The following is a 9372-nucleotide window of genomic DNA, read 5'->3' on the forward strand; positions in this document are numbered from 1 at the left end:
CTTCGCGCAAGGCTAAGGCACGACCAGCGTATCGCCGGCCTGGAGTTGAATATTGGTGGACATGTCACGCCCGGACATCAAATCGCTGTAATGGACGGGCAGGATCTCTTGTTTAGCCCCATTGCGCCGCACGACCTTGATGTCCTCCTTGTCGGCGAATTTGTCGAGCCCGCCCGACATGCTCAATACTTGCAGCACTGCAGTTGGACCTGACATCTGTACGGTGCCGGGTTTCAGCACCTTACCCTGCACATAGACGAGATTGCCTGCGGTGCTCGTGATGACAACGCTCACGTTCGGATCGGGTATGAACTCCTTAAGCCTGGCAGCGATTTTCTTTGCGACTGCAGTGGCATCAAGCCCCGCAACATCGACTTGTCCTGCCAGCGGGAAGGTAATGCTGCCATCAGGAAGTACGTGCACCTCCTGTTTCAGCTTCTCTTCGCCCCAAACGGAAACCGAAAGGACGTCACCCGGACTTAGCAGATAAGCCGCGGCTTTTTCGTCGGCACTGGTAATGCTGGGCCAGACCACCAGCGCGCAGAGCACAGGCAATAACAAACGCAACATAAGGATCCCTCCGACCAAGTAGCATGCACAGAGATTCACATAAAAACGGGGCGAAAACACTCCCTCTCCTTTGACGCCAAAGAAACGATCAAACAGCAATCGCCTCGAGGTTCCTGGCGGCCAATTTCCGCCGAAACCAAACATCAGACCGAAGAACATCCCGGCAATCATCCCGACGTTTCCCGGTACTCGTTCTTGAGCGTAGACCACAATGGCGAGAACGCCGAAGCCAGGATGAAGCCGATCACCACGCTCAGCACACGGGTCCAGAACAGGTCCACATGAGGCAGCAATAGCGTGACGAGGATCGAGCCACCCTCCCCGCCCAAGGGCGGGTACGCGTGGTCGGGCTGGAACTTGACGGGCGTTGCATCAGCTATCGTCTAGGCTTGCTGGAACAGGGTCGGCTCTAACGACTACAACTTGGCGTTCCTGGCGCAATATGCCGGTCTGGGCAACGGCCGAGTGCTGCTTGATGAGTGGATTCGCTGGGGTCTGGACGAGGGCTGGCAGCACATCAAACCGAGGCTGCAACAGTGGCATGCCAAACGTGCGGCAGCTGTCGCACGTTTGGCCCGCTCCCCCGTCGTGACCGGCGTCAATAAAAAAATCGCGCCCACTGCACATCCCATGGAGGACGAACATGCCTCGCCAAGTCATAGTCAACGCTGACGATTTCGGTCTCAGCCTGAATGAAAACGCAGTCATCCTGCGGGCCTTCCAGGCCGGGGTGATCAGCTCCGCTACCGTCATGGCCAACATGCCGGCCTTCGCAGCGGCCTGTGAGCTGGCGCAACAGCCACTGCTCAAGGGCCGCGTCGGCCTGCACTTCAACCTCACGTACGGCCGGCCCCTGAGCCGGGCGATTCTCGAGCTGCCAAACTTTTGCGACACGGCTGGCGAGTTCGACCTGAACCTGCCCCGCCACCGCCTGTGGCTCAGCCGCCAGCAACACGATGCAGTGCTGAAGGAGCTCGAAGCGCAATGGCAGCACTGCCTGGACAATGGCCTGCAGCCCAGCCATCTCGATTCCCACCAGCATGTTCACACTATCTGGCCGATCGGTGAGATCGTCGCGCGTTTTGCTGCCCGCCAAGGAGTCCCCGTTCGCCTGGCGCGCAATCTGGGGCACAACCTCAGCCTGGCCAAGCGAGTATTCAAGAGCTTGCTCAACCGGCGTTTACAGCGCCTCGCCGGTGCCACGGCGGACTACGTCTGTACCCCGGTGGACTTGCGCAACGCCAGGCCACCGGAAGACGGACTACTGGAAATCGTTGCCCATCCGACGATGCTCGGCAGCGACTTTGGCGACGCCTATCTGTATCAGGGTGAGTCCTTGAGCAAGTTGCTCGACAACCGCCTGCCGGGCATTCCACGGGTTTGCTATAACGTGCTGGTACGCACACGACCCGCAGCGGCCACGACGGCATTGGATTAGCACAACGATGACAGCACAATGCCCGGGACTGGCCACGGGCATTGTGCAAAAGGCGGATGGCTCAGGGTTTAAGCGGCCATTCCTGGTCAAGATCCGAAAGGCTTTTGCCGTCGTCCGGATGCTTCCACGTCGGATCGGGTGGATTCTCTTCCGGGGTCGCTTCTTCTGGCCTTTCCTCTTCAGAATCTTCGTACTGTTCACGTTTCTTTTCGGTTGCCATAAAGCCCTCCTCCTGAGGTTTGCGTTCAATTTCAGGATAGAACAAAAGCCACTGCTTCGTTATCGACCGACCGTCTGTATTGCACTGTGTACAGCAACCTTGGCGATTTTCGCCTCTTCCAGCAGCCCCTGAATCACCTGCTCTTGTTCGGCGCAATCAGCTTCCCCGAAATGGCTTTAGCGCACCCGCCCCTTGCCGTCGATCAAGGTGCTGGATCGCGGACCGGGACCTGACTCAGCGCTTGTTACCCTCCAGGCTGTTTGGTAGTCGTGAGATAGACTAAGCAGCGGGTATCGGAGGGTAGGAGTGACAGCTGTGGCGCGATTCTGATGGATTCGCTGATGACGGCCGCGGCGCGTGCGCTCGCTGCGGGTGATCCCCTCGGCGCACTGAACCGGGTGGCCTTGCGCGACGATGCGCCGGCACTCGCGTTACGCGGCATCGCCATGGCGCAGCTCGGCGAACTGGTTCGCGCGAAGGCTCTGTTGCGCAGTGCGGCACGTGCCTTCGGTCCGAAAGAGGCCTTGGCCCGTGCGCGATGCGTGGTCGCCGAGGCCGAGATTGCGCTCGCTTCGCGCGACCTTGGCTGGCCTGCGAAAGCACTCGATGCAGCACGGACGACACTCGAAGAACACGGTGACCGGGTGAACGCCGCGCATGCCCGGTATCTCGAAATCCGGCGCCTGCTCCTGATCGGTCATCTCGACGAAGCCGAGCACAGGCTCGCCAAACTCGATCCCACGCCTTTACCACCCGCGTCGAGGGCTGTCCACGAGTTGGTCGTGGCGGGGATCGCGATGCGCCGCCTGCAGGCGAAGACGGCACGGGCGGCGCTCACTCGGGCCGAGCATGCCGCAGGCCACGCCGCAATCCCTGCGCTGACAGCCGAGGTCGACAGTGCACGCCTCCTCCTCGACACACCCGCGGCGCGCCTGATTACCGGTGGCGAGGAACGGTTCCTGCTGCTTGAGGATGTTGAAGTATTACTGGCGTCAAAGGCGCTCGTCGTGGACGCCTGCCGTCATCTCGTGCGTGACGCACGTGCGCAAGTCTCGTTCGCAAGGCGCCCAGTGCTGTTCACTCTCGCCCGGGCGCTGGGCGAAGCGTGGCCCGCCGACGTATCGAGGGAAATGCTTATCGCCCGAGCCTTCCGATTGAAGCTTGACGATGAGTCGCATCGCGCGCGATTGCGCGTCGAGCTCGGGCGACTTCGCGCGGCGCTGCGGACAGTGGCTGGCGTGACCGCAACAAAGCGCGGTTTTGCGCTGGTGCCGCGCAACGCACCGGAAGTCGTCGTGCTGGCACGCCCCGTCGAAGAGAAGCAGGCGGCGGTGCTCGCCTTCCTCGCCGACGGTGAGTCGTGGTCGAGTTCAGCCCTGGCGCTGGCACTTGGCGCCAGCCAGCGCACCGTGCAACGGGCACTCGATTCGCTGGCGGCGGCCGGCAAGGTCCAGTGGTTTGGTCGCGGGCGAGCGCGTCGCTGGATAACGCCTTCGGTGCCGGGTTTCGCGACGTCATTGTTACTCCCCGCTCCACTTCCAAGTGACTAGGATCACTCCACGACCAAACCACCAGGGTGGAAGACATGAAACACTCAGCAGCCAAAATTATCCGCGAATATGGACCCTTTCCGGGGGTCGACCATGTGCATGGGGTCACCTATGACGGCCAACAGGTCTGGTTCGCTTCCGGAGACAAACTGAACGCCCTCGATCCGGCGAGCGGGAATACCCTGCGCTCGATCGATGTCGCCGCGCACGCGGGCACAGCCTTCGACGGTCAGCACCTGTTTCAGATCGCCGAGGATCGCATCCAGAAGATCGACCCGAAAACCGGTCGCGTGCTCGCCACGATTCCCGCGCCTGGTGGCAGCGACTCAGGGCTCACATGGGCCGAAGGGACGCTCTGGGTGGGCGAGTATCGGGACCGGAAAATTCATCAGATCGATCCCCGGACCGGGGCGATTCTGCGCACCATCGAATCCAACCGTTTCGTCACCGGGGTCACTTGGGTCGACGGAGAACTCTGGCACGGCACCTGGGAAGGTGACGAGAGTGAATTGAGGCAAGTCGACCCGCGAACGGGAGAGGTTCTGGAGAGCCTCAAAATGCCGTCTGGTGTCGGCGTATCGGGGCTCGAGTCGGATGGAGCCGACCAGTTCTTCTGCGGAGGCGGAAACAGCGGCAAGGTAAGAGTGGTTCGTCGACCTGAATGAGACGCTGCGATCGACAGCAGACGGCGCCACTACCAATCAGTAACTATGCTTGGTTGTGTTGTCGGGCCCTGATAATACATCGCGGAAGGAGGCGTTTGAGATGCAACTCATCACGTTGAAAATCGATAAGCCGGAAGCGACGAACTTCATTTTTGGGCAGACGCACTTCATCAAGTCCGTCGAGGACATTCATGAAGCATTAGTCAGTAGCGTTCCGGGCATCACGTTTGGCCTGGCCTTTTGTGAAGCCTCCGGCAAATGCCTGGTGCGCTGGTCCGGCACCGACAGCGCGATGATCGAACTGGCGCAAAAAAACGCGAAAGCCATCGCCTCAGGCCATAGCTTCATCATTTTCCTCGGCGACGGTTTCTATCCGCTCAACGTGTTGAACGCCCTCAAAATGGTTCCTGAGGTGTGCCATATCTTTTGTGCGACAGCTAACCCAACGGAAGTCATTCTCGCTGAAACGGAACAAGGGCGAGCGATTCTGGGCGTAGTGGATGGTTTTTGCGCCAAGGACATTGAAGGCGACGAAGACATCCTGTGGCGCAAAAACCTGTTGCGACAGATCGGCTACAAGCTCTGAGCTGAAGCGCCGACAATGAGCGGTGCCGTGACCGCGCCGCAAGCGAAACACTTCCATGCAGGGTGCAGTCACGGTCACTCAGCGCCTCAACGAATCAGCATCGCTGCGGCAGCCGCCACCATGATCGCCGCCGCACCGCGGAACAGCCGCTGTTGCGCTCGCAGGCTCGACAGCAGGTGCCGGATGCGCACCGCGCCGACAATGAACAGTGCGCCAACACCCAGCAGAACCAGAATGGTCAGTGGCACCAGCATCAGCCCCCAGGTCTGCAACGTGACCGTCTCAAGATTGATCACCAGCGGCAGCAACGCCAGATAGAAGGCGATGGTCTTCGGGTTGCCCAGAGTAATGGTCAGACCGGACATCGCCGCCGACAGCAACTCCTTCTTCTTCACCGGTTTGCCGACTTCGATCGCCTGATGGTTGGCGAACCAGAACTGCCAGGCCAGATAGCCCAGGTACAGCGCCGCCGCCCAGCGTACCAGCTGGAATAACGCATTGAAGTGCTCGGCGATCATCGCCAGGCCAAAGACGGCAAATGACAGGTAAGTCAGATCGCCGAGGATCAACCCAAACAACAGACAAAAACCCGACAACGCGCCACCGCTGACGCTCCGCGCCACCAGCGCCGCCATGCCGGGGCCGGGAATGGCGGCCGCGATGCCCAGCGCTGCCGAATAGGTAAGTACTTGCGTCAAATCGAGCATGTCGTGCTCCTCAGGTAATTTATTATTGTCTTGCTCGACACTTTCCGCTTCCGGCAAGCCAGGTTATCTATGACACTGCCGGATAAAACAGACTATCTACCCAAGTAAAAATGCGAATACGCCTTGACATAACGGAGTATGTTTTTAATACGCCACAAGCCGAATATAATTCAACTCCCCGCTGCAGATACCACCCTTCTCAAACACTGCATGTTATTGATGAACTGTACGTGACAACTCCAGAATCTCAGGCTGAACAAAACGTACACTACAACCGCCTTGTCATTTGAACAGCGAAAGATTACCGGTCAACTTGCTGATTTTTTTCTTCGGCCCGATCAAGCCGATGGCAACCAACTCTATGGCTGAACTGTCGGCCTCGGAGATACGCGACTCATACTCCTGATACGTCTTGCAGGATTGTGCCAAGGCGCTGAATGGCATGATGTGAAATTCATCATCCACCAGCGCTTTCTCTTGAAGTTCCTGCAAGTACTCATTGGTGGACAGCAGAATCGGCAACGGTGCGTAGATGACGCCGGGGTAATTGACATTGTCACGGCTTTGCATGTCAGGTCCGACCAAACCTTTTACCGAGCGCCCCAGGCTGACGCCGATAACGCTGACGGCATTGGCCGCATGTCCCAGCCCCAGTGCTTTGTCGACGACAATCACGCATTTGTGAACGGCAGCATCGAAATTCATTGAATCCTCCACGACTATCAATAAACCTTCAGTTCTTCAAGTTTTGTCACACCGAAGTCAGCCCAACCTTCGAACAACCCGACAAACTTCGTAGTGTCACTACCAATGTCAATATCCACTACCTGCCAAGATGAAGAATCCTTTATCACCCTGCAATCGCGTCCTTCGGAAAAGGAAGCAACCAACTGTGGTTTATGTATTCAACGACGCGTCCGGCATCGGTTTGTGCATAGAGGCTAAAGCGTGGCAACTTCAACGTTAGAAGTTGAAAAAATCTTATCCCCTTTAGCCGGGGAAAAAATTTCTATTTTAATTGCCGGGTCGATGCATTCTGGTAGGATCTACCTCTTTATCACAGGGACGCGGAATTTATGACCGATCAGACGCTGAATCTGACAGATGTCAAAATCCTTACAGCCTTGCAACAGGACGGCAGGATCACCAACCAGACCTTGGCCGACCATATCGGCATGTCTGCCTCGCCCTGCTGGCGCAGGGTCCGGCAGTTGGAAGAACACCGCTATATTCAAGGCTACAGGGCGGTGCTCGACCGACGCAGGATCGGGCTGGGAGTGATGGTGTTCATCCGGGTCAGCATCGACCATCACAGCGCAGCCGAGGCCCGGAAGTTCGAGCAGGAAGTGATGCAGTTGGACGATGTGGTGGCGTGCTACAGCATCGGTGGCGACGCTGACTTCCTGTTGCAGGTAGTGGCGCGCGATCTCGACTCGTTTGCCGACTTCGCGATGTCGGTCATCCGACAGTTGCCCGGCATCAAGGAGATGCAGAGCATGTTCGTGCTCAAGGAGATCAAGCCGTTCGTGGCGTTCCCGGTCAAGCGCTCCCTAGAAGCCTGAGGAGACCTTTCAGGCCGTCAGTTAGCAGAAACTCGCGCACCTGCACTCACCCTGTCGCCAAGGTAGAGGGCAGCCCTGTGTTACGCGCATGAATCCGAAAACCAACAAAGCCCAGTCCAGTGCTGGGCTTTGTCACGTCAGGAAAGACGTCTTGCTTGCCCTGTTATTTCGAGGCGTACAACAACTCCCAGAAACGACAAAATCCTACACTAGACTAGACTCTGCCCACACACCACGGATGGATCTCCCAATGAAACCAGTCTACCTGGCACTCACTGCGTGTTTGATCTTTCAGCCCGCGTTCGCAAGATCTGATACTGATCCTCAAGTAGTAAACCCTGACGAATCGCAACTGGTCGAGCATGGCTCGTACATCAATAGCGACGGAAAAACCGTACACAGCCCCGCCCACACAAAATCAAATCGCGCACCCGAGGGTGCAACCGCCAAGTGTCGCGACAATACCTACAGTTTTAGCCTGCACCGCCGTGGCACCTGCTCCCGCCATGGTGGGGTGATGGCTTGGCTATAAGCCATAACTGTCGATCAGTTTCGAGTCGCGCCGCCCGGGCTCAAAGGTCAAGTTCGACGGAATCGTCGGCACGCAGACGCTAAACAGTCTACCGACCACGATGATCGATCAACTCAAACGAACTTCTGCCCGATCCACACCCGCTCATTTCGCCGAGGGTAGAGACCGGTGCGCAATGGCGGCTTGAGCCATTTCAATCTCGGCGATGGCGTCTTCAGCATGGTCGGGTTTGACCCAATTAAACTCGGGGTCGCCAATTATTGCGCCAATTGACTTCCTGCACAGCTCGTCGGCTTCCAAGCCTTGTCGCCCAGCGACCGCCATTACCGTTTTAAGCGCTATCTCAAGCGCAACCACTCGATCTTCGCTCATGACGCAACCCTCTTTGTAGAGCATTAAGCGTAGATCAATCTCAACTTCAATGAATCATGCTCCCTGGGGTTGAAAACGAGAAAAGCCCTGCAAGCGTAAATCTGCAGGGCTTCTCGGTCAGACTGACCGTCTCATTAAGCCGGAAAGGACTTCACTGTGAGTTAGCAGCGGATTTGGCACCGACCAGGACCTTGGACGATGAACTCCGCAAAGGACGGGAAACAGGCGTGTAGGGCTCTGTGAGCATGACAATGGACCATGGTAGTTCAACTCGACAAAGGGCTGTGAAAGCTGCAAGTCCTCTCACCTGAAAGCACTCTCAAGCGTTCGCCCCTCACCGGATCAAAGGAAGCATATACAATGCGCAAGAGCACATCGCAGACTGGTGCCCAAAACACAAAAAGGAAGATGTGTGTTATTCCGAATCTGAACGCCACACGTTCAGTGATAGTGCTGATGCCTGGCACCCTCTCTCATTCATGCACATCTCTGACACGTTCTCGTCCCCAGCATGAGTAAGACAATGCTTCGCTCCAACACCCGATGGTTATGGCTTTACTTCCCGATGAGCTGGATTGCCGTAGGTGTTGTGCTTCTGCACATCGTTTTCTACGACTGGACCCTTCTGACGCCCAAGGATGTCGGCGGTACCCTGTTCGGCGGTGCCATGTCCACCCAACTGTTTCTCAGCGGCTGGGCCGTTGCCACCCTCGGCCTGATAGTGGCCATCCTGCTACGGCTGCCGGGGTCGATTCTCGCCTGGATCACCGCCGGGCTTGTGCCGCTGTGTATCGGTGGCTGGTGGCAATTGAACTACCCGGACGATGCCAACGGCAATCTGCTTTACAGCCCCGTACAGGCCGATATCACGATTGCCATGCTGATCGGCGCAGCGATCCTGGCCAGCGGTTTGTATGCCCGTATCAGGGTAAAAACGGCGTCCAGAAACGCGTCACTCTCCGGGCTGAAAATATTCGGGAAAACCGTGGCTGCCGCAGCGTTGAGCGCATTTTTTATAGCCGTGCCACTGGCCTTCCTCAAGCAGCAGGCATTGCCCTATTGCGCCTTCAGCAAGGAAGGTCAGCAGTTGTCGGTCTGTTTGAGCGAGGAGGATGGTAAGCGCTCCATGAACTCCACATTCAAAGTCATCACCTGATCCTCGATGCTGTG

The 9372-nt window shown here is 57.6% G+C and carries 12 protein-coding genes and 2 pseudogenes; 8 read left to right on the forward strand and 6 right to left on the reverse strand.

Going from position 1 to position 9372, the window contains the following annotated elements; genetic code table 11:
* Window positions 1-12: 12 nt before the first annotated feature.
* Entirely contained in the window at window positions 13-570 is a 558-nt protein-coding gene (locus tag FPT12_RS04060) for a polysaccharide biosynthesis/export family protein (protein ID WP_145014773.1), read from the reverse strand.
* A 126-nt stretch (window positions 571-696) separates the two neighbouring features.
* A pseudogene (locus FPT12_RS04065) lies at window positions 697-869 on the reverse strand (MFS transporter); the annotation flags it as partial.
* A gap of 18 nt (window positions 870-887) precedes the next feature.
* Between FPT12_RS04065 and FPT12_RS04070 the strand changes: the two are divergent.
* Both FPT12_RS04070 and FPT12_RS04075 read left to right on the forward strand, forming a co-directional pair.
* Window positions 888-1242, forward strand: a pseudogene (locus FPT12_RS04070) (GNAT family N-acetyltransferase); the annotation flags it as partial.
* Window positions 1214-2008 (forward strand): carbohydrate deacetylase, encoded by a 795-nt coding sequence (locus FPT12_RS04075; protein WP_145014747.1) that lies wholly within the window; start codon window positions 1214-1216, stop codon window positions 2006-2008. The pseudogene FPT12_RS04070 and the gene FPT12_RS04075, both read left to right, overlap by 29 nt.
* 61 nt (window positions 2009-2069) lie before the next feature.
* Here FPT12_RS04075 and FPT12_RS27590 read toward each other — a convergent pair whose 3' ends face one another.
* Complete coding sequence (locus FPT12_RS27590; RefSeq protein ID WP_178098598.1) at window positions 2070-2228, reverse strand: hypothetical protein; 159 nt, start codon at window positions 2226-2228, stop codon at window positions 2070-2072.
* A gap of 329 nt (window positions 2229-2557) precedes the next feature.
* Here FPT12_RS27590 and FPT12_RS04080 point away from each other — a divergent pair, with 329 nt between their 5' ends.
* The 3 genes from FPT12_RS04080 to FPT12_RS04090 all read left to right on the forward strand — a co-directional run bounded on the left by FPT12_RS04080 (window position 2558) and on the right by FPT12_RS04090 (window position 5029).
* The gene (locus FPT12_RS04080; RefSeq protein ID WP_145014748.1) at window positions 2558-3778 is read left to right on the forward strand and encodes a helix-turn-helix domain-containing protein; all 1221 of its coding nucleotides are present in this window, start codon (window positions 2558-2560) and stop codon (window positions 3776-3778) included.
* 35 nt (window positions 3779-3813) lie between these two features.
* Window positions 3814-4443, forward strand: a complete 630-nt coding sequence (locus FPT12_RS04085) for a PQQ-binding-like beta-propeller repeat protein (RefSeq protein WP_145014749.1) — start codon at window positions 3814-3816, stop codon at window positions 4441-4443.
* A 100-nt stretch (window positions 4444-4543) separates the two neighbouring features.
* Window positions 4544-5029 carry an adenosine-specific kinase gene (locus FPT12_RS04090; RefSeq protein WP_145014774.1) on the forward strand — a complete coding sequence of 162 codons (486 nt, stop codon included), beginning with the start codon at window positions 4544-4546 and terminating at the stop codon, window positions 5027-5029.
* A gap of 86 nt (window positions 5030-5115) precedes the next feature.
* Here the strand turns inward: FPT12_RS04090 and FPT12_RS04095 are convergent, their stop codons facing one another.
* Window positions 5116-5736: a LysE family translocator gene (locus FPT12_RS04095; protein ID WP_145014750.1), complete on the reverse strand. Its 621-nt coding sequence runs from the start codon at window positions 5734-5736 to the stop codon at window positions 5116-5118.
* Window positions 5737-6018: 282 nt separating this feature from the next.
* Window positions 6019-6441: a DUF2000 domain-containing protein gene (locus tag FPT12_RS04100; protein ID WP_145014751.1), complete on the reverse strand. Its 423-nt coding sequence runs from the start codon at window positions 6439-6441 to the stop codon at window positions 6019-6021.
* Window positions 6442-6812: 371 nt separating this feature from the next.
* Here FPT12_RS04100 and FPT12_RS04105 point away from each other — a divergent pair, with 371 nt between their 5' ends.
* Window positions 6813-7298 (forward strand): Lrp/AsnC family transcriptional regulator, encoded by a 486-nt coding sequence (locus FPT12_RS04105; RefSeq protein WP_145014752.1) that lies wholly within the window; start codon window positions 6813-6815, stop codon window positions 7296-7298.
* Window positions 7299-7548: 250 nt separating this feature from the next.
* Window positions 7549-7830 (forward strand): DUF3761 domain-containing protein, encoded by a 282-nt coding sequence (locus FPT12_RS04110; protein ID WP_145014753.1) that lies wholly within the window; start codon window positions 7549-7551, stop codon window positions 7828-7830.
* Window positions 7831-7974: 144 nt separating this feature from the next.
* On the opposite strand, the gene FPT12_RS04115 is transcribed toward FPT12_RS04110, so the two are convergent.
* A complete protein-coding gene (locus tag FPT12_RS04115; protein WP_145014754.1) occupies window positions 7975-8202 on the reverse strand; it encodes a hypothetical protein in 228 nt (75 codons plus the stop codon).
* Window positions 8203-8725: 523 nt separating this feature from the next.
* Between FPT12_RS04115 and FPT12_RS04120 the strand changes: the two genes are divergently transcribed.
* Window positions 8726-9358 carry a hypothetical protein gene (locus FPT12_RS04120; protein WP_145014755.1) on the forward strand — a complete coding sequence of 211 codons (633 nt, stop codon included), beginning with the start codon at window positions 8726-8728 and terminating at the stop codon, window positions 9356-9358.
* Window positions 9359-9372: the final 14 nt, after the last annotated feature.

The sequence above is a fragment of the Pseudomonas sp. H3(2019) genome, assembly GCF_007713465.1.
In the GTDB taxonomy this organism is placed as follows: domain Bacteria; phylum Pseudomonadota; class Gammaproteobacteria; order Pseudomonadales; family Pseudomonadaceae; genus Aquipseudomonas.